The 18,342-nt window shown below is 58.8% G+C and carries 13 protein-coding genes and 1 pseudogene; 11 read left to right on the forward strand and 3 right to left on the reverse strand.

Annotated elements, in window-relative coordinates; translation table 11 throughout:
- Positions 1-34: 34 nt before the first annotated feature.
- Positions 35-691, forward strand: coding sequence for an HAD family hydrolase (locus tag F8C90_RS04665; protein WP_158049296.1), 657 nt, complete (start codon positions 35-37; stop codon positions 689-691).
- 97 nt (positions 692-788) lie between these two features.
- Here F8C90_RS04665 and F8C90_RS04670 read toward each other — a convergent pair whose 3' ends face one another.
- Positions 789-1,694, reverse strand: a complete 906-nt coding sequence (locus tag F8C90_RS04670) for a LysR family transcriptional regulator (protein ID WP_158049297.1) — start codon at positions 1,692-1,694, stop codon at positions 789-791.
- 213 nt (positions 1,695-1,907) lie between these two features.
- Between F8C90_RS04670 and F8C90_RS04675 the strand changes: the two genes are divergently transcribed.
- On the forward strand, positions 1,908-2,858 hold the full coding sequence (locus tag F8C90_RS04675; protein WP_246155783.1) for a DMT family transporter: 951 nt from the start codon (positions 1,908-1,910) through the stop codon (positions 2,856-2,858).
- A gap of 269 nt (positions 2,859-3,127) precedes the next feature.
- Positions 3,128-4,435 carry an RNA-binding domain-containing protein gene (locus F8C90_RS04680; RefSeq protein ID WP_158049299.1) on the forward strand — a complete coding sequence of 436 codons (1,308 nt, stop codon included), beginning with the start codon at positions 3,128-3,130 and terminating at the stop codon, positions 4,433-4,435.
- Between the two features lie 258 nt (positions 4,436-4,693).
- On the opposite strand, the gene F8C90_RS11195 is transcribed toward F8C90_RS04680, so the two are convergent.
- On the reverse strand, positions 4,694-5,485 hold the full coding sequence (locus tag F8C90_RS11195; protein WP_246155784.1) for a DUF4143 domain-containing protein: 792 nt from the start codon (positions 5,483-5,485) through the stop codon (positions 4,694-4,696).
- 180 nt (positions 5,486-5,665) lie between these two features.
- A pseudogene (locus tag F8C90_RS11400) lies at positions 5,666-6,085 on the reverse strand (AAA family ATPase); the annotation flags it as partial.
- 252 nt (positions 6,086-6,337) lie between these two features.
- Between F8C90_RS11400 and F8C90_RS11115 the strand changes: the two are divergent.
- The 8 genes from F8C90_RS11115 (at position 6,338) to rlmB (ending at position 18,338) form a co-directional block, all read left to right on the forward strand.
- The gene (locus F8C90_RS11115) at positions 6,338-6,937 is read left to right on the forward strand and encodes a phasin family protein (RefSeq protein WP_211361022.1); all 600 of its coding nucleotides are present in this window, start codon (positions 6,338-6,340) and stop codon (positions 6,935-6,937) included.
- Positions 6,938-6,960: 23 nt separating this feature from the next.
- Positions 6,961-8,616, forward strand: coding sequence for an ABC1 kinase family protein (locus F8C90_RS04695; RefSeq protein ID WP_158049301.1), 1,656 nt, complete (start codon positions 6,961-6,963; stop codon positions 8,614-8,616).
- A 260-nt stretch (positions 8,617-8,876) separates the two neighbouring features.
- Positions 8,877-10,421, forward strand: a complete 1,545-nt coding sequence (locus F8C90_RS04700; protein WP_158049302.1) for a DEAD/DEAH box helicase — start codon at positions 8,877-8,879, stop codon at positions 10,419-10,421.
- A 569-nt stretch (positions 10,422-10,990) separates the two neighbouring features.
- Entirely contained in the window at positions 10,991-13,279 is a 2,289-nt protein-coding gene (locus F8C90_RS11290; RefSeq protein ID WP_211361023.1) for a methylated-DNA--[protein]-cysteine S-methyltransferase, read from the forward strand.
- A gap of 319 nt (positions 13,280-13,598) precedes the next feature.
- A complete protein-coding gene (locus F8C90_RS04710; protein WP_158049304.1) occupies positions 13,599-15,194 on the forward strand; it encodes a PucR family transcriptional regulator in 1,596 nt (531 codons plus the stop codon).
- A gap of 180 nt (positions 15,195-15,374) precedes the next feature.
- Positions 15,375-16,937 (forward strand): hypothetical protein, encoded by a 1,563-nt coding sequence (locus F8C90_RS04715; RefSeq protein ID WP_158049305.1) that lies wholly within the window; start codon positions 15,375-15,377, stop codon positions 16,935-16,937.
- 85 nt (positions 16,938-17,022) lie between these two features.
- Complete coding sequence (locus F8C90_RS04720) at positions 17,023-17,454, forward strand: hypothetical protein (protein WP_158049306.1); 432 nt, start codon at positions 17,023-17,025, stop codon at positions 17,452-17,454.
- A gap of 137 nt (positions 17,455-17,591) precedes the next feature.
- Positions 17,592-18,338 (forward strand): 23S rRNA (guanosine(2251)-2'-O)-methyltransferase RlmB, encoded by a 747-nt coding sequence (gene rlmB / locus F8C90_RS04725; protein ID WP_158049307.1) that lies wholly within the window; start codon positions 17,592-17,594, stop codon positions 18,336-18,338.
- Positions 18,339-18,342 lie beyond the last annotated feature (4 nt).

The following is an 18,342-nucleotide window of genomic DNA, read 5'->3' on the forward strand; positions in this document are numbered from 1 at the left end:
AAATATCTCGTATCCTCATCGATTGGACTACTGCATGGCCTCTTCCGTTAAAGCTGTCTTGTTCGACTTGGACGGCACGCTGGTCGATACCGAGGCGCTCATCCTGGCGTCGTTTCGCTACGCGACGAAGACGGTGCTAGGGCGCGACATTCCCGACGAGGAGCTGCGCGCGAAAATCGGCCAGCCGCTCACGGTACAGATGTGGGACTGGGCCGACGGCAGCCAGGAGGTGCACGATAGGCTCTTCGACACCTACCTCGAGCACAACGACCGCGTACACTCGCAGCTCATCAGGTCGTTCCCCGACACGACGGTGGTGCTCGGGAAGCTTACGGCGGCGGGGCTTCCGCTCGGCATCGTCACGTCGAAGCGCAGCGGGAACGCCCGCCGCGCCATGGAGAGCACGGGGATTGAGGGGTATTTCGACTTCCTCGTCGCGCCCGATACGTTCCCCGCGCACAAGCCCGACCCGGCGCCGGTACTGCACGGCTGCGAGCTTTTCGGCGTTTCGCCTGATGGATGCATCTACATCGGCGACAGCCCCTACGATTTGCAGGCGGGACGGGACGCCGGCTGCGTGACGGTCGCCGCACTCTGGGGCATGTTCGCTCGCGAGGAGCTCCTGGCAGAGCACCCCGACTACGCGATTACCTCGCTTTCCGAACTTGTTCCGATAGCGGTGGGGAAGTAGCGCCAGAGAGGCGGAGTGCGCCCATTTGGCGAACGAGTACGGGCGGCGTGCGCTCATTCGCCATGCTGACTTGCGACGGATTGTAGGACTGATGCCCCTAAAGCAGCAGCGCCTCGGGTTCGCTTTCGTAGGCTTCGCGGATCCAGTCTTTCGTGCACTTGATGAAGGCCCGTGCAGCGCCCGACGCCGTCTCGCTCGATTTCTGCGCAAGCGCGATTTCCCGATAGGCGGGAACTTCCGCGGGAAGCGCGACCAGGTCGAACGGAGCGTTTCGCAGCACGAGCCCCGAAAGCACGCTGTATCCGAGCCCTGCTGCCACCATCCCCATCGCGGCATAGTCGCTCACGATGGAAAACTTCACGCGCGGCTCAACGCCGTTCACGCGGAATAGGCGGTCCATCTCGGAATACTCGCCCGAATCAAGCTTGATGTACGGTTTGCTCGCAAGCGCCTTCTTGGGGAAGCGTTTGCGCGACGCGAAGGGGCTGTCGGGGGCGACGGTAACGAGAAGCGGGTCGCGCACGAGCAGCTCAATTTCGAGCGGGCGCTTCACGGGCAGCGCCACAAACCCGACATCCGCCTGCCCGCTTTCCACGATGTGCTCAAGTTGAGCCTGGTCATCGTAGCAGGTGATGCGCAGATCGATATGCGGGTGCGCCTCGGTGAAGCGCTTCGTTATCTGCGGCAGCCACTGCGTGAGCGTGCTCGTGAACGCGACGATATGAAGCGACCCTTCTTCTAGCTGCTTCAAGTCCGCAAGATGCGCCTCGAGCCTGCGCTCGCTCGCGCACACTTCCTGAATCCACGGGAGAAGCGCGGTGCCTTCCGAGGTGAGCCGGACGCCGCCGTGCTCGCGCACGAACAGACGAACTCCCAGCTCTTTTTCGAGTGCGTTCGCAAGGTAGCTGACACCCGCCTGCGTGTACCCAAGCTCGCTCGCGGCTTGCTTGAAACTGCCCGTTCGCGCCGCTTCCAGGAACGCTTCGTATTTCTGATTTCGCATCAGCCGTCCTAAGAATGGGGTTTGAACTCGTTAAACAAGTATATCTTGAATCATTCGAAAGAGATACAAGTTTTACTTGGATGCATCCATACCCTACCATCGACATCGCGTCAGGCGACATAACGTCGCGCTGCGTTCTGCGGTGGAACTCGAATTCGACGGCCGCGCGCCATGCTGCGCGCGAGCGGGAAAGATGGGGTAGGGACGATGAAAATGCAGCAGGGGAGCAGAAGCCCGTTCGTGCTTTGCGTCATCGTGCAAACCGTCATCTTCGGGCTCGGCAACGTCATCACGAAGTTCGCCTACGAAAGCGTGACGCCGCTGTGGTGCATGGTTCTGCGCTTTGGTTTGGCGCTCGCCGTGTTCGCGCTTATCTTCGGCCCGCGCATGGTGCGCGAGCTGCGCGGGGCCAAGCTTGCCGATTGGGCACCCGCCGCTGTGTGCCTGGCGGTCGGCTACATCGCGTGCAACCTGGCGCTCGATGTGACGACGGCGACCAACGTGGGGTTCCTCGTGGCTCTTCCCGTGGTGTTTGCCCCGCTCATTGCCCAGGTCGTACGCCGCGTGCGCTACCCCCGCGCGATGATTCCCTTCCAGGTGGCGGTAGTCGGCGGGCTGTACCTTCTGTGCTGCAACGGCGGCTCGTTCTCGTTCGGCGCGGGCGAGGCGCTCTCGCTGCTTTCCTCGGCGGCCATCGCCGGCTCGCTCGTGTTCGGGGAGAAGGGCCTCGAGAAGCTGTCTGCCCCGACGATCGCGGGGACGCAGATCCTCGCGGCGTTCGTGCTGTCGCTCGCTGCGGCGATTGCGGCCGAGCCCGTCGTCGATGTTGCGACGATCGAGCCTGTGGCCTGGGGCGTTATCGTCTTCCTCGCGATTCTGAGCACGTGCGTCACCTTCGCGCTCCAAAACGTCGCGCTCACGGGCCTTCCCTCTTCAACGGTTTCGCTCCTTCTCACCGGCGAGCCGGTGTTCACGGCGCTGTTCTCCATGGCGCTTCTGGGCGAGTTCCTCTCGATTGGCGGATGGGTTGGCGCGGGCGTCATCTTAGTGGCGGTTGTCGGCGCGACGCTTGTCGAGGGACGTGATGGGAATTCCGAAGCGCCCTCGAGCGCTGGTATGGAGAGGCTCGTGTCGCAGCTCGCCTCCGATTCGAACGCCCAATAACGAGAAATCGTGTATCTGGAATACACGTTTTTCTACAAAATCGTGTATTCCAGATACACGAAATTTAATCATGACCTTCCCCGTCGGTTAAACGAGGAGTGCGGCGAGAAACGCAGCTTTGACGAAGTCGTGGCATGGTTGAACGGCATGGTCATCAGTTGCTCGTTGGTGCTGCCGCCAAAAACAAATCGATGCAATAATGATTAGAATAGTGTTAGATTGGTTAGAATGTAATAGAATAGTGTTAGATAAAGAAGGGGGATGAGAAGATGAGAAGAGAAGATCAGTCGACCGAGTTCAAGGAAACGTACGTCGACGACATCAAGAAGACCGTCGTCGCCTTCGCGAACACGGATGGGGGTACCGTCTTCGTCGGCGTCGATGATTCGGGAAGGGTCGTAGGCGTCGACGATGTCGACAAGACCATCCTTCGCGCGCAAAACGCGCTTCGCGACGCCATCAAGCCCGACGTGACGATGCACGTGTCGTGCAGCGCGCGGGAAGTAGAGAACAAAACCATCATCGCCATCGAGGTTCAAAAAGGAACTTCCTGCCCGTACTATCTTGCAGACAAGGGCATCCGTCCGGCAGGCGTCTACGTTCGCCAGGGCCCGTCCTCCGTGCCCGCTTCTGAGGCGGCAATACTGCAGATGATCAGGGAAACGGATGGGGGAAGCTACGAGAGCGCCCGATCGCTCGAGCAGAGCCTCTCTTTCAGCGAAGCGGAGACGGCGTTCGCTGAGGCGGGGCTGACGTTTGGGGAAGGAAAGCGGCGTACGCTCGGCCTTGTCACCGAGGATGGCGTGCACACCAACTTGGCGCTCCTCTTGTCCGACCAATGCCCGCATGCAGTAAAGCTCGCTGTGTTCCAAGGGAGGAAGAAGTCGGTGTTCCGCGATCGATGCGAGCTGAGCGGATCCGTGCTGAAGCAGCTGGACGGCGCGTACGAGTACATCAACCGGTTCAACCGGCTTCGCTCTGAGTTCAAGGGGCTGAAGCGGATCGACATGCCGGACTATCCCGAGGAAGCCATCCGCGAGGCGCTGCTGAACGCCATCGTCCACAGGGACTACGCGCTAAGCGGGCCCGCCCTCATCAGCATCTTCGACGACAGAATCGAGTTCGTCACGCTCGGGGGGTTGGTGAAAGGCGTTTCGGCGGATGATATCGCCCTCGGTATTTCCATCCCGCGGAACAAGCGGTTGGCGGAGGTTTTCTACCGCCTGAAGCTCATCGAGGCGTACGGGACGGGCATCCCAAAGATTTACGAATGCTACGACGGCACCGGGAAGCAGCCGGTCATCCAAACGACGCCCAACGCCTTCAAAGTCACCTTGCCCAATCTGAACTACGCCGCCGTCGACCGCCCCGAGCTTAACGGGCTGACGGGCTCCGAGAAGAGGGCGTACCGGCTGTTCGAGAGCAATCCCGTCGTGAAGCGCAGCGATATCGAACAGTCGCTTGGCGTTTCCCAGACCATGGCAATCAGAATTCTCTCCCACCTGGACGACAAGGGTCTTATCCAACGCGAGGGGGCGGGGAGGAGTACGCGGTATCGCCGCGCCGAGACATCTTGAAAACCCTCGTTGGCGGGAATCGGGCAAAATCTTGAAGCATTGAAAAGCCAACGTGCGCTGTTGAAACCGACATGAGCGACATGTTCTCCGGCACACCAGGAAATCGCGTCTTCTATGTTGTTTTCACCCCAACTGATACGGCGAACTACAATGCGGTACGCGACATCCCAGTGATGGTTGAGGACGCAGCGCTCCCTGCGACTCCGTTTTGCAATGCGCTTCGAATCGCGCATAGAGTGCTGGTTCCGCGCGGCCGCGTTAAAGCTCGCTGCGCAAAAATCCGACGTCGAGGCAGTAGGCGGCGTAGAGGGGCAGATGCCGCAGCTTGTTTCCGGACTCGGTTTTGCTGCGCGAAAAGTCATTCCCCGAAAGAATGTATGCGTAGGGGGAATGCGCTTTCTCCATGAACGAGGCCAGCGTTTTCGCCCGGACGTTTCGCGCGGACTTGACTTCCACGGGGATTACTTCCATGCGGTCGGTTTGGAGGAGAAAGTCCAGCTCGCCCGTTGCCTTCCAAGAGCTCGGCGGCGTCCAATAGAACGTTTGAAGGTCGTTGGACGAGAAGGCCTGCGCTGTGGAGTTTTCCGCCAATGCGCCCCTGAAATCGGAAGAGGCAACCGCAGCGCCGAGCTCTTCCGCTTCGAGCCAAAGCCGAGGGTTTATCCCAAGCTTGTAGAACATAAGTCCCGTGTCCGCTAGATAGACTTTGAAAAAGCTGCCTTCCTCTTCGTCGAACGGGATCAGCGGGGCGGCAACGCATTCGGTCATTTCGTTTAAGGAGATAACTCCTGCTCCTTCGAGCCATTCAAGAGGCTCCATCAATTTCGCGCGCCGCCCGCCCCGTTCAACTTCCGAATATTTGAACTTCTTCGTGGACGAACGCATGAGCTGCGCCGGAATCGACTTCCACACTTTGCGCGCCGCTATGCCGCTGATGCCATTGTCGGGGTCGGTCATGTCGGCAGTGTACGTTTGGTCAATTTCGCGCTGCTCGATGCGCGCGTCATCAATCGATTGCTGCTGCAGATATGCGGAAACTGCCGCCGGCATTCCTCCGATTGCCTGGTAAAGGCGGAAATAACGCGTTGCAAGGTGATGGGATGCATATGGTTCAAGCGTTTGCGCGTGGGTTCTAATCGCCTCTGCCATGTGTTCTTCGCCAAGCGCCCAGAGAAACTCTTCGAACGTCATGGGATGCATGGTTTCTTGGCGGACTCCGCTGGGGAAGGGGAGCCTGCGCTTGCGTGTTGCAACGCCGAGCTGGCTTCCTGTCGCACAGATGCGCCAACCCGAACCAGAGAAGAATCGCAGGGAGTTCAAAGCGCGTTCGCACAATTGAACCTCGTCGAGAAGGATGAAGGCGGATTCTTTTTCTATGGGCATGCGTTTGTAGTCGGCGATGCGCGCCATGATGTCGTCGACGTCGTCGGTCGGGCCGTCGAACAGGGGCTCGATGAGCCTGAGATCGGTTTGGAAGTCGAGTTTTACGAAGGCGTCGCCGGCAATTCGCCTGCCGACGGTTTCAGCGACATGCGTTTTGCCAACGCGGCGAGCGCCGCGGATCAACAGCGGGCGGCTGAAATCTTTCGCTGCCCAGGTTTCGATGGTTGTTTCGATGGCTCTTCTCATAATGCTCATAATGCCTCGCATTAAAAATGTGTACTTGGAATACAGGTTATTATAGAATTTCGTGTATTCAAAGTACACGTTTTTCAGCAAAATCGTGTATTCCAGATACACGAAATTCCGTCGTACGCCTCCTGCCGTCGTTGTGGTTCGGGCTTTTTACGCCCTGGCAACGTTTTTCCTCCTGGGTTTGCCCTTTCTCCCCAAATGCGGCATTATGAATAAGTAGCGCGTGTCGCCGCGCGGCACGTCCATCTGAGGGACAAGGAGGCCACCATGGCTACACTCGGAGACGGTTTCAAGGGTATTTTTCTGGCAGGTATCGGTGCGGTTGCCATTGGCGCCGAAAAGGGAAAAGAGCTGGTCGATCAGCTGGTTGCTCGCGGAGAGATGACGGTTGAGCAAGGCAAGCAGATCAACACCGAGCTCAAACACCGCGCATCGAACCTCGAATCATCCATTCGCCGCGATACCATCGAGGCGCGCATGTCCATGATGTCGCCCGACGAGCGCGTCGAGTTCGCCAACATCGTGCGCGAAATGGCAGATACTGCCAACGCGAAGGATGCCGAGGCGGCTGCTGAGAAGCTGAAGGCCGCGAACGCCGCTTCGACTTCGGGCACGGCTGCGGAGTCGAACCCCATTGCCGAAGCGAAAACCGCGTGTGCGACGGCAGTCGCCGCGGTGGGCACTGCGGTGGAGGCGGTCGCCAACAGCGCGCGTTCCGTGCTCGACGAGGCTGCGGCTCTGAACGCTCAGCGGGACGCCGCTTCTGCCGAGGCGCCGGCTGCGGAAGTCGTCGCAGGTGAGGTTGTCGCGGAACCCGCCGCTGACGCAGGCGAGGCCCCCGAGGGCGAAGGCGCCCCCACGGCCTAGCGCCGCGCCGCCACGGTTTCCTCATGGCCGAAAACAACACACTGCTCAGGCACTTTTTCGCTCCCGGGGCCGACGCCGACCCCGAGGGTCGTTTCGGGCTCAATTCCAAGTCCCGTCGCCGCCGCATGCGCGAGATTATCGGCATCGTCGGCAAGCATCGCGCTCTCGAGGGCTTCACGCCCGAAGAGTTTCGCGCGATGCTTGAGGACTTGGGCCCGAGCTTCGTGAAGATCGGGCAAACGCTTTCGACGCGATCGGAAATCCTCCCCAAAGTGTTTTGCGAGGAACTCACCAAGCTCCAAACGGAATGCGACCCTCTGCCGTTCGATGAGATGCTCGCGGCGCTCGACAAGGAATTCGGTGGTCGCCGCAAGGAAATCTTCGCCGAAATCGACTCGAAGCCGCTTGGCAGTGCATCGCTTGCCCAAGTGCACCGTGCGGTCTTGACCTCGGGAGAGTCGGTTGCCATCAAGATTCAACGTCCCGGCGTGAAAGCCACGATGGCGCTCGACATCGACATCATGCGCACGCTCGCCCGTCGCGCCTCGAGGTACATGAAGGGCGAGCAGATGCTCGACTTACGAGCTGTGGTCGAGGAGATGTGGGCGACGTTTTTGGAGGAGACCGACTTCCGGCGCGAGGCGGCGAACCTCGCCGAGTTCGCCGAGCTCAACCGCGACTGCGCCTTCGTTGCGTGTCCGAAAGTCTATACCGACCTGTGCAGCGAATTCGTCCTGGTCATGGAATACGTTGACGGCATTCCCGTCGGCGACGCGGACCGGTTGGTGGCCAACGGGTACGACCTGGAGGAAATCGGGTCGAAGATGCTCGACAACTACGCGACGCAGATTCTCGACCACGGGTTCTTCCACGCCGACCCTCATCCGGGCAACGTGATTATTCGCGATGGGCGGATCGTCTACATCGATTTGGGGAACATGGGCCGCCTGTCGGCACGCGACCGCGCCGGGTTCGGCGACATCATCGAGGCTGTGGGGCTTAAGGACCCGGGCGCGCTCAAGGATGCGCTCATGCGGTTCGCGGCGAAAAAGGACAACGCGGCCATCGATCACGCGCGCTTTCTCGCCGACCTCGACCTGCTGCTCGAAGATTACGGCTCGTGCGATGTGGCCGAGATCGACGTGGGCCAGTTCCTGAGCGACATCATGCAGCTCACGCGCTCGTGCAACGTGATGTTGCCCGCGTCGGTTACGAGCGTGTCGCGTGGCATTGTGACCATCGAGGGCACGGTGGCGCCCTATATTCCCAACCAGAATATCGTCGCAATCATAAATGCCCACATCAAGGGCAAGAAAGGCACGCGCGAAGAGATTCGCGACGCGCTTGAGGACCTTGCGCGCGCGATATACTCGTCGGGCCGCGGCACGCTCGACGCGGCGTCGTATTCCGGCGAGGCGCTCAAGATGCTCACGCGCGGCCAGCTGAAGATGAACATGGAAGTGCTCGGCTCCGAGGCGCCGCTTGCGCATCTTTCGCGCATGATCAACCGCGTGGCGATTGCGATGGTGATCGCGGGTCTGTTCGTGGGCTCGAGCCTGATGGCGGGAACCGCGATGGAGCCGCGCTTCCTCGGCGTGCCGATGCTGTCGTTCTTCGGGTATTTCGGTTCGCTCGTTTTGTCGATCTGGCTCATCTTCAGCATTTGGCGCAGGAAATAGCCCCCGCGGTGTGGATTTCCCGTGCCGATGCGCGCGGATGGCGGAATGAAGCGGCATAATGGACAGTCGCTTCAAGCGAAAATCTTTCTCTTTTCTTATTTGCGCATATCCGCGACGGCTTTGAGCTGCGCGTTTTTACCGCCTATGAATTGGAAAGCGGCTCGCCTCAAGCGCAAATGCACGCCGCTGGGAGCGGGTGCGCCCACGGATTCGCATCGCAAGGGGCGATGGAACGTGGCAACTGAAGAAAAGAGTCTTACATGGAAAACTTTGCCAGCCTTGGCCTGTCCGATAACGCCCTCGATGCGGTTGCACGCCTGGGCTACGATGAGCCCACGCCCGTTCAGGAGCAGGCTATTCCCATCGTTTTGACCGGCCGCGACCTCATTGCCGCCGCGAGCACGGGCACCGGCAAGACGGCAGCCTTCCTGCTTCCCGTCCTCTCCCGCATGCCGCGCGACCGCAGCCACAACCGTCCGCCGCGCCTGCTCGTGGTTTCGCCTACGCGCGAGCTTGCACAGCAGATTGCTTTCACGGCCATGAAGATCGCGCGTTGCACGGGGCAGTTCGTGACGACTGTCTTCGGCGGTGCGCCCTACGGCCCGCAAATCAAGGAGATCCGCCGCGGCACCGATGTGCTCATTGCGACGCCCGGCCGTCTGAACGACCTCATGAAGCGCGAGGTCGTCGACCTCTCTGGCGTGCAGACGCTCGTGCTTGACGAGGCTGACCGCATGCTTGACATGGGCTTTCTTCCCGATGTGACCACCATCGTCGAGGCCACGCCCGACGAGCGCCAGACGCTCCTCTTCTCGGCGACAATCGACGAGTCCATCCAGAAGAACCTTGGCAACCTGCTCAAGAACCCCGCCGTGGTGGAAATCGCGCACAAGGGCGAGACGGCCAAGACCGTCGACCAGTACATGATGCCGATCAAGCAGGACAAGAAGCCCGAGCTCCTTCGCGCAGTGCTCGAGGAGAAGGGCCACGAGCGCGTGATTGTGTTTGCCCGCACGCGCAACCGCGCCGAGGATTTCGCGAAGGCGCTGAACGACGACGGCTATCAGGCGGAATCTATTCATTCCGACAAGTCGGTGGGTGCGCGTCGCCGTGCGCTCGACAAGTTCCGCCGCGGCAAGGCGAACATCCTCGTTGCGACCGATGTGCTTGCTCGCGGAATCGATGTGCCGAGCGTCGACTACGTCATCAACCTCGATCTTCCCGATTGCCCCGAAGACTACGTGCACCGCATCGGCCGTACGGGCCGCGCGGGCGAGCACGGCTATGCCATTTCGTTCGTGAGCCCCAACCAGCGCCGCCTTCTGGTTGACATCGAGAAGCTCATCGATCGCGACATTCCCTTCATGGGACTCGAGACGTACGACCTCGATCCCGACCTGCTGAATCGCAAGAACAAGGGTCGCGGTGGCTCGAGCCGCAACAGCGCTGGTCGCAAGCGCGATGGACGCGGGGCTGGCGAGTTCGCCAACCGTGCTGAGCGTCGTGCGGCGAAGTTCGGCGATAGCAAGCGCGGCCGCGGCGGGCGCGATGAGTTCGAGGGCCGGGGCGGACGCGGCGGCTCGCGCGGCGACAAGCGCAACGAGGGCGGCAGGCGCGGCGAGGGCGGCAAGCGCGGCGACTCGAAGGGCAAGCGCGGCGAGTCGCATCGCACGAGCAAGCCGTCGGGCAACAAGGGCGCCGCAGCGACCGCTTCCAAGCGCAACAAGAAGCGCCCCTCCAACATGAACGACGTGCGCTCCTTCGGCGAGCGCCGCAACTTCGAGAAGAAGCAGAAGCGCCACTAGCAAGCGGGGCGCCGCTGGTAAGGTGCCGTGAGGGAGCAGGAACATTGCGAGCAAGCGGAGGCACCACGAGCGAGGCGGGGCATTGCGAGCAGGCAGAAGCGCCACTAAGTCGACTTTGGCGGCAACGGTAGAGCATCAGATGGAATGGTCGCGCTTAGGTTATTCCGCCTGGTGCAAATAGAGAGGGATCCAGTTCATTCTCGCTGAGCTGGGTCCCTCTTGCGTTTGAGCGTTACCTATTCCTCTTCGACAGTTATTTCTTAGGGTCGGTAATGAAGCTTTGTGTCTGATCGCTTCAAAATCATCACCGTCAGAGCGAAGGGCGGTAAGCTGATAGCCTATCGTTGAACGGGGCGTCGGCATCCCGATTATCTGTCGTCCGATTGCGGCTTGAGCTCCGTGCTCAGTCCCGTGGCAGAAAACAAGGCGGCATTGGCGAAAATATCGGGTTGGGAGTGCGGTCTTTATCGGGTCTTCATGTCCGAAAATGGCTGGTTTTGGCGACCGCGTTGTGGTTTCATTGCCTGCGTAAGAAAGAGTCGCAGATGGAAGGTTCGGCGGGCGAGCATATGGACGACAAGGAAAAGGCCAGCGGCAGCATGGGAAAAGCTGGCGAGGGCAAAATCGTTAAAGGCGAAGTCGATTACGGTCTGTTCGCGGGAAACACTCTTCCCAGCCAGGATGTCTGCTATCAGGCCCTTTTGTCGGGCGATCCCCATTTTGACGGCTTGCTTTTCGTCGGCGTTTCCTCGACGGGAATTTACTGTCGCGTGGGCGTATGCTGGGCGAAGATTCCCAAGCGCGAAAACTGCACGTTCTTCAAAACTGCTGCCGAGGCGGAAGCGGCGGGGTATCGGCCTTGTATGAAATGCCGCCCCGAGCTTGCGCCGGGAACTCCGATTGCGCCCGACATCGACCATGCGGTTGCAAGCGCCGCTGCAAGCATGCGGGAGCGGCCCGGGGATGCTCCCATCGCTCGGATTGCCGCGGAGCAAGGCATGTCGGAGCGCCATCTGCGCCGCTTGTTTGAGCAAACTCACGGCGTGTCACCTGCGCAGTATCGCGAAACGTGTCGCTTGCTTCTTGCAAAAAGCCTGCTCACAGACACGGAACTTTCCATAACGCGCATAGCCTACGCAAGTGGGTTTGCCTCGGTCCGCCGCTTCAACGACGCGTTCGTCAACAGCTATGGCATGCAGCCGACGCGATTCCGCAAAAGCGCGCAAGACTCGGCATCTGCGAAAACGGAGGCGGCGCCTATCGTTCTGCATGTCGACTATCGCGAGCCGTATCGCTTTGATTTGCTGCTCGGTTTCCTGCAGATGCGCGCTATCGAGGGCGTCGAGGCGGTGCTCGACGGTGCGTATTGGCGCATCGTTCGCGCCTCCGATGGCGAGCGCGCTGGGTGGGTCAAGGTGGAGAACGACCCCTCGCATCGCCGCCTTGCCGTCACCATATCGCCCGAGCTTTTTGGCGACATTCCCTCGGTGCTTGCCCGTACGCGTCGCCTGTTCGATACCGATTGCGTGCCTGGGGCGGTCGAGCAGGGGCTCGCTGATTTTTACGAACACGCAGGTGAGACGTACCGCATCCCCGGCATCCGCGTGCCGTGCGCCTTCGATGGCTTCGAGATGGCGACCCGCGCTATCTTAGGGCAGCAAATCACCGTGAAGGCGGCAAGCACGCTCGCGGGACGCGTGGCTCGCGAGTTCGGCACGCAGACGAAGGGGCCGATACCTGAATTGACCTGCGCATTTCCCTTGCCACAAGCTTTTTGCGCGGACGATGCGCCTGCTCGCCTTGGCGAGGTCGGCGTCATCGCTCAACGCGCGAATGCCATTTGCGCCATTGCGCGCGCCATGGAAGCAGGCGAACTCACGCTGCATCCTGGCGCCGACCTCGTGGCGGAGGCCGCACGCCTCGGCAGCATCCGCGGCATCGGCGACTGGACGGTGCAGTACGTGCTCATGCGCGCCTACGATTATCCCGATGCGTTCCTTCCCACCGACTATGGCGTGAAACTTGCGCTTCCCGACATGAAGCCGCGTGAGCTGGAGAAACTGTCGCAGCCCTGGCGCCCCTGGCGGTCGTATGCCGTGATGTCGATGTGGTCGGTGCCACACGAGAAACCCAAGAAGTCCACCCCGAAGACAGAAAAGGGGAAAGGAAAGAGGAAGGCGCGTGCGGAGTCGCCCCTGGCGAACACGGCGGACGCGGCCGCTGCGGAAAAGACTGCTGACGCGCTGCCCGTGAGCGTGACGGTTGCGACGAAGCGCGCAACAACAACGGCGAGGCGCGCAAACCAACAAAAGAAAGAAGGACCCATGGATTTCACCTGCACGTATGCGTCGCCTTTGGGCGATATCGAGCTTGCAAGCAATGGCGAGGCGCTCATCGGCCTGTGGTTCAAGGGTCAGAAATACGACGCGGCGACACTTTCGCCCACCGCGCAGGAAAAGCCTGACGATCCGGTGCTTGCGCAAGCGCGTGCGTGGCTCGACGCGTACTTCGAGGGCCGCGACCCGGGCAAGATTCCCCCCTGTGCGCCCCGCGGATCGGAGTTTCGCCAGCTCGTATGGGCGAAACTTGCGGAAATCCCCTACGGCGAGCTCGTCACCTACGGTGATATCGCGAAGGCAATCGAGGCCGACACGGGCAAGAAGCGCTCGGCGCGAGCCGTCGGCGGAGCCGTGGGGCACAATCCGGTGTCGATTATCTTGCCTTGTCATCGCGTGGTGGGGGCAAGCCGCAGCTTGACGGGATATGCGGGCGGCATCGAGCGCAAGACCGCGCTCCTCAAGCTGGAAGGCGTCGACATGAGCGCGCTCTCGGTTCCCACGAAAGGCACAGCGCTGTAGGGGGGGGATTCAAGGGAACGAGCGCCTCACGGGTCTCTTGGCGAACGCAGGTGAAACCTCACCCGCATAACCTCACCTTCCCTGGGATTGGGTATGCCGTCCTTGCCACGATGGTATACTTGCATTAGCATTGCTCTCGTGGCTTTGGGCGTGCGATGGGGTAGCTAGGTCGTTTGAGAGCGCTCTCGAAGTTGTTGACGCGCAAGGCAATCGAAGACAGTGAGTTCATCGAATGCGGTAGAGGCATGATTTGCGCTGCCCCTGCGCGAAGGCTGCTGCCTCTTGCGACCAAGAGCGCATCTAGGGAGGAGTAAACTCTATGGTCAGATCCTCGCGGTTGAGCGTAAGCGGCATCTCTTGCAGAATCATTTCTCGTGAATTAAGCGAGGCAAAAGTCTCTAATCATTTCAATCAAAGCTGCGATCGCTGGTTCCTCGATGTCCAAATATTGAGCAATCGGTGCCACGATAAGTCCGTCCTCTACGTAACTTGTGATGAGGACTTAGTTCAGAGCTATGGTGCTGAGTATGCCGTGGTCTACGTCGGTGATGTCGCAGATGATGTTCGTGGAGCAATAGGTGTCGTGGACACGCAGGAGCCCTTTGGCGATATATTTTCCCTTTTGCAGGATATCTCGTTGCGCTATAGAAGATGGGAACGTGATATGGACAGCTCTCTTTTGCGTGAGGAGGGCCTGCAGACCCTCCTTGATCTCGCATCTGCGTTTATACCGAACCATATCGACATCGTCGACCCCGCCATGAAGCTGCTTGCGCACAGCGACGATTCCGATTTGGACGATCCGATAACGAATCGCCTCGTTAAACTGGGCTATCACAGTGAAGATACTATCGAGCAATTCAGGTTAGATAAAAGATTTAAGTTATGGTCCGAGAGCGAAGGTCTCATCGTGAACACGGAACGCAAGATATCGCGTTTCCCTTCGATACTCTATTGCTTTAAAACTACTGGATCCTTTTCGGTTATTGTGGTTATGATATGCAACGTCATGGAGCCGTGCGGCTATCTGAAGGATGTCTATCGCCTGGTCGTATCTCGGATAGCGCATTATGTTCGTCGGGAATACGAAGGGTTCACGACTGCGAGTGAGGCAATATGCACTTTCATCAGGGATTTAAGTCACGGCGTTATCACGACCGAACGTGAAATCAAAGAGCGCGCACGATTTGTCGACATTCTTTACGTGGGTCCTTATTGCCTGTTCTATTTTGGGCTTGAAAACGTTCGCGACATACCCGTCTGGCGCTTCGTGGCCGAAATCTCCGAGCGCTCCGTTCCTGCTATTACGGTGAAACTGGACAATTGTCTTTTGGTGCTTTGCTCCAATTGCCGAGATAGTGCTTGTAAAGGGCTGTGCCGCGAGGGCTGCCCCCGGAGACGAAAGAATATCAAGCAGAGGCTATCTCAGGTTGCGCAGTCGTATGGTCGCCATGGATCTTGCAGCGCGGTCATGGGAAGCCTGGCTGATTTGCCAATCGCGTACGAACAGGCTCGGATGGCATACGAGATGCATAGTCGAGAGCTGACGATGGGAACGGTTTCGGCGTGCGAGTCTCCGCTCGTTTCGTTTGATTCTTTCTTTTTGTACTCCTATCTTGCAAACCAGCTGCTTGTGGACGGGGGCATGCTCGCATCGTCGAGAGCGTTTAGGGTAATCGACGAGATGAACCGCTATGATGTCCAAAACGGGACAGACTATTATAAGTTTCTCGAATGTTATCTGGAAAACGATCGAAAAGCCACGCGCGTGGCCGAACTGTGCAACATGCATCGCAATAACGTGCCGAAACGTCTCGAACGGATCGAGGAGTTGTTCGGTGCGCAAACCGAGACTTTCGAGCAACGGTTGAGCCTCATGCTGGTCTTCGAGGTGCGCAGGCATATGCTTTCGTGAGGTAAGCGCAAAGGACTTTCGCCTAAGGTTTAAAACGGGCTGTTATAGCATTTCGCAGCCATTCGGGCATGATGCTGTGTGCAATGTGCACCTGATGTGGGGTTTCGGCTCTTTCTATACTCTTCGGCAAGAGGGGGAAGACCATCGCTCTTCCCGGTATCCGAAGTGAAGGAGGCTCCCATGGCAATCAAGAAGCTAGAGGAAATCAGACTCAACGTTCAACCTGTCTCCATAGAGTTCGTTCACGAATATGTTTTCGAGGGTCCATGCCGTTTTGGCAAGGGAGACGCGCTAACCAAGCCGTTCGACGAAATGATAAACGAGGAGAAGTTCCAGGATTGGTATACGCAGCTTAAAGCGCATATGCACGAGGATGTCGTGAATCTGCTTCCGCCTATCCGCATCCACGGAACCGAGGACTGGTACATCAAGGACGAGGAAGTTCGGAAGATCATCACCGATGCTACTCCGGGTGTTGAGGTCGACTTGTATTTTTCGGTCGAGCTGGGTCGCGTATTCCTGCTAAATTACGAGGTCGCACGACTGACGGACAAGCCGTGGGCAATGGTGCAGGCATGCTGCTATACCGCCAACTCCTGCGCCCAGCATCGAGCGCGCGGTATCGAGTACATTCCGTTTGAGACCTGGGAGGCAGCCGAGGATTACATGGTTGTTCTGCGAGCCAAGAAGGCTTTGAAGAACACGCGTATCCTGTGCGCTATCCGCAACAATTCGTCCGTGTCGGTTAGCTCTTCTGACAGCATCATAGATCCTGACAAGACCATGGACGAAGTATTCGGGGCTCGTCAGCGTACAATCAGCGCACACGAGCTTCTCGACCAAACGAGCTATGGCGATCCGATGGGCAACCATTGCACGCCGGGTCGTAAGGGTCTCAACTTTACCGAGGAAGACGCTAAGGAAATCGAGCGGCAGACTCGCGAGCTCATCGATAACGCGCAGGAAGTGCGCATGAGCGAGGAAGCGGTGAAAAAATCCGTCGAGATGCGTTACGCCATCCATAAGTTCATGGAGGCGAATGACTGCAATTGCTATGCCGCCCCATGCGGTGACATTTGCTCGACGCGGCGCATGAACGAACAGCAGGTTACGATGTGCCTGAATCATGCGCTGAATAACGAGGAAGGTATTCCCTCTGCCTGCGAATACGACTTGGCTGCGCTTATCTCGATGGTTATGTTGCAATCTATCGGTCGTCGACCGTCGTACATGGGCAATACCTATGCGATTCCGCGTCAAAAAGACGGCAAGCACATTCCGTTCCCAAAGATGCCGTTCTTTGACAAAGAGGAGACGGCTCGTCAGCTTGCGAAGCTCGAGAATGTCGACAATCTGGTCTTGACCTTCCACTCGGTTCCGAATCGTCGGTGGACGTCTTACGACGCGCCGGTTCGTCCTTATGCGATCGGTCCTTTCACCCATAGTGGTTGGGGGGCTACGATTCGCTACGACTTTGCAGCTGATGAGGGTCAAGTTGTCACGATGTGCCGCGTCGATCCAACTTGCAAGAAGATTCTCATTGCCAAGGGTACGATTGTTGGCGGCTTGGGTTACGGTTCGGTCAACTGCTCCGAGGGCGTATTTTTCGAGGTCAAAGACGTGCATACGTTCTGGAAGTATCAAATGGACTGCGGCAACCATGTTCCGCTGATTTACGGCGATTTCGAAGATCAGCTCGTTCAGCTGGCGGAAAGCTTGGGCTTGGAAGTTCTGCGCGCATAGTTACCCGCATGGGCGCAGAGTGATTTCCGTAGGGGGTTCTTGGTGATGAGTGCAAGAACCCCTTTTTCGATGAAAGGTGTCGAATATGAGCGGTTCACCAACGTTGCAAGAGCGAATCGACTCTGCCGATGAAGAATTCAAGGGCCTCCTTCTACGGCTCAAGAATCCTTCAGCTACGCTTGACGAGTTCTGTCGCCTCATTCGAGAGATGACTTTATTGAAATTCTTGCTGACAGAAGAGGAGGTGACAACTGATGAGCTACTCGAACTCTCCAAGATAAGCGTCGATAAGTTGCTTTACTTGCACGATAAGAGCGTCCAGTTGGGGCATGCTTCGGTTTCGTGTACAGGTATCAGTTCCACTGCCACGAAAAAGGTTCTGCTTATCTTGAAGCTGCAACGCGAGTTGGGGCTTCAGCCCATGCCCGCCGATGAAGCGTATAAGCTCAAGACGACGCGTGCCCTTGGCGAGAATCTTTATTTCAGGCTGAGGGAAAATGGCGAAAGCGAGTCTTAGGGCTAAACTGCCGCGAATCTGTCTCGAATTTATCCGGCGGCGAAAAGGCGTATGCTCTTGGACGGTTCGTGGTACACTTGCTCGCTAGACGAATTCGCCGCCTCGTGCGGCGTCAATCACTCACGAAAGCGAACACCATGGCTGATTTCATCGAGGGCAAACGCCCCGTCATCGAAGCGCTGCGCACTGAGATTCCGTGTAAGCGCGTTCTTCTTGCCGACAATGTGAAGCGCGATCCGCTCATTGAGGACGTGCTGCGCAAGGCGAAGAAGCGCAACGTGCCTGTGGAAACGGTGCCGCGCGCGCGTCTCGAGAAGCTCTCCGAACGCGGCAGTCACCAGGGCGTTATGGCGGAAACCAAGCCCTTCAACTACGTGAATGTCACGACTATCGTGGAGACTGCGAACGCGCAGGCTGCCGAAAACGGCGGCTCGGCGCTCGTCGTCATCCTCGACCACATCACCGACGCGGGCAACCTGGGCGCCATCGCCCGCTCCGCCGAGTCGGTTGGGGCTGCCGGCATCGTCATCCCCAACAAGCGCGCGGCGCACGTAACGGCGGCGACGTACAAAAGCTCGGCCGGCGCGATTTCCCACATCAACGTGACGCAGGTCGCGAACCTCTCCCAGACAATCGAGCGCCTGAAAAAAGAGGGCTTCTGGGTCTGCGCGGCGAGCGAGCATGCGCAAGAAGTGGCGTGGAAGTCGAACCTCAAGGGCAAGATTGCGCTCGTCATGGGCTCGGAAGGCGAGGGCGTGTCGAGCCTCGTGCTCGAAAACTGCGACTTCGCGGTGAAGCTTCCCCAGATGGGGAAGGTGTCCTCGCTCAACGTAGCGCAGGCGTCCACTGTCTTCATGTACGAGTGGCTCCGTCAGCAGCAATAGGTCG

This window comes from Ellagibacter isourolithinifaciens (genome assembly GCF_008831035.1).
GTDB classification, from domain to species: Bacteria; Actinomycetota; Coriobacteriia; order Coriobacteriales; family Eggerthellaceae; genus Ellagibacter; species Ellagibacter isourolithinifaciens.

Excerpts from the sequence above, each read along its gene's own strand:
- F8C90_RS04665 (WP_158049296.1), top strand. The coding sequence starts at position 35 with ATGGCCTCTTCCGTTAAAGCTGTCTTGTTCGACTTGGACGGCACGCTG.
- F8C90_RS04670 (WP_158049297.1), bottom strand. The coding sequence starts at position 1,694 with ATGCGAAATCAGAAATACGAAGCGTTCCTGGAAGCGGCGCGAACGGGC.
- F8C90_RS04675 (WP_246155783.1), top strand. The coding sequence starts at position 1,908 with ATGCAGCAGGGGAGCAGAAGCCCGTTCGTGCTTTGCGTCATCGTGCAA.
- F8C90_RS04680 (WP_158049299.1), top strand. The coding sequence starts at position 3,128 with ATGAGAAGAGAAGATCAGTCGACCGAGTTCAAGGAAACGTACGTCGAC.
- F8C90_RS11195 (WP_246155784.1), bottom strand. The coding sequence starts at position 5,485 with ATGCCGGCGGCAGTTTCCGCATATCTGCAGCAGCAATCGATTGATGAC.
- F8C90_RS11115 (WP_211361022.1), top strand. The coding sequence starts at position 6,338 with ATGGCTACACTCGGAGACGGTTTCAAGGGTATTTTTCTGGCAGGTATC.
- F8C90_RS04695 (WP_158049301.1), top strand. The coding sequence starts at position 6,961 with ATGGCCGAAAACAACACACTGCTCAGGCACTTTTTCGCTCCCGGGGCC.
- F8C90_RS04700 (WP_158049302.1), top strand. The coding sequence starts at position 8,877 with ATGGAAAACTTTGCCAGCCTTGGCCTGTCCGATAACGCCCTCGATGCG.
- F8C90_RS11290 (WP_211361023.1), top strand. The coding sequence starts at position 10,991 with ATGGACGACAAGGAAAAGGCCAGCGGCAGCATGGGAAAAGCTGGCGAG.
- F8C90_RS04710 (WP_158049304.1), top strand. The coding sequence starts at position 13,599 with ATGGTCAGATCCTCGCGGTTGAGCGTAAGCGGCATCTCTTGCAGAATC.
- F8C90_RS04715 (WP_158049305.1), top strand. The coding sequence starts at position 15,375 with ATGGCAATCAAGAAGCTAGAGGAAATCAGACTCAACGTTCAACCTGTC.
- F8C90_RS04720 (WP_158049306.1), top strand. The coding sequence starts at position 17,023 with ATGAGCGGTTCACCAACGTTGCAAGAGCGAATCGACTCTGCCGATGAA.
- rlmB (WP_158049307.1), top strand. The coding sequence starts at position 17,592 with ATGGCTGATTTCATCGAGGGCAAACGCCCCGTCATCGAAGCGCTGCGC.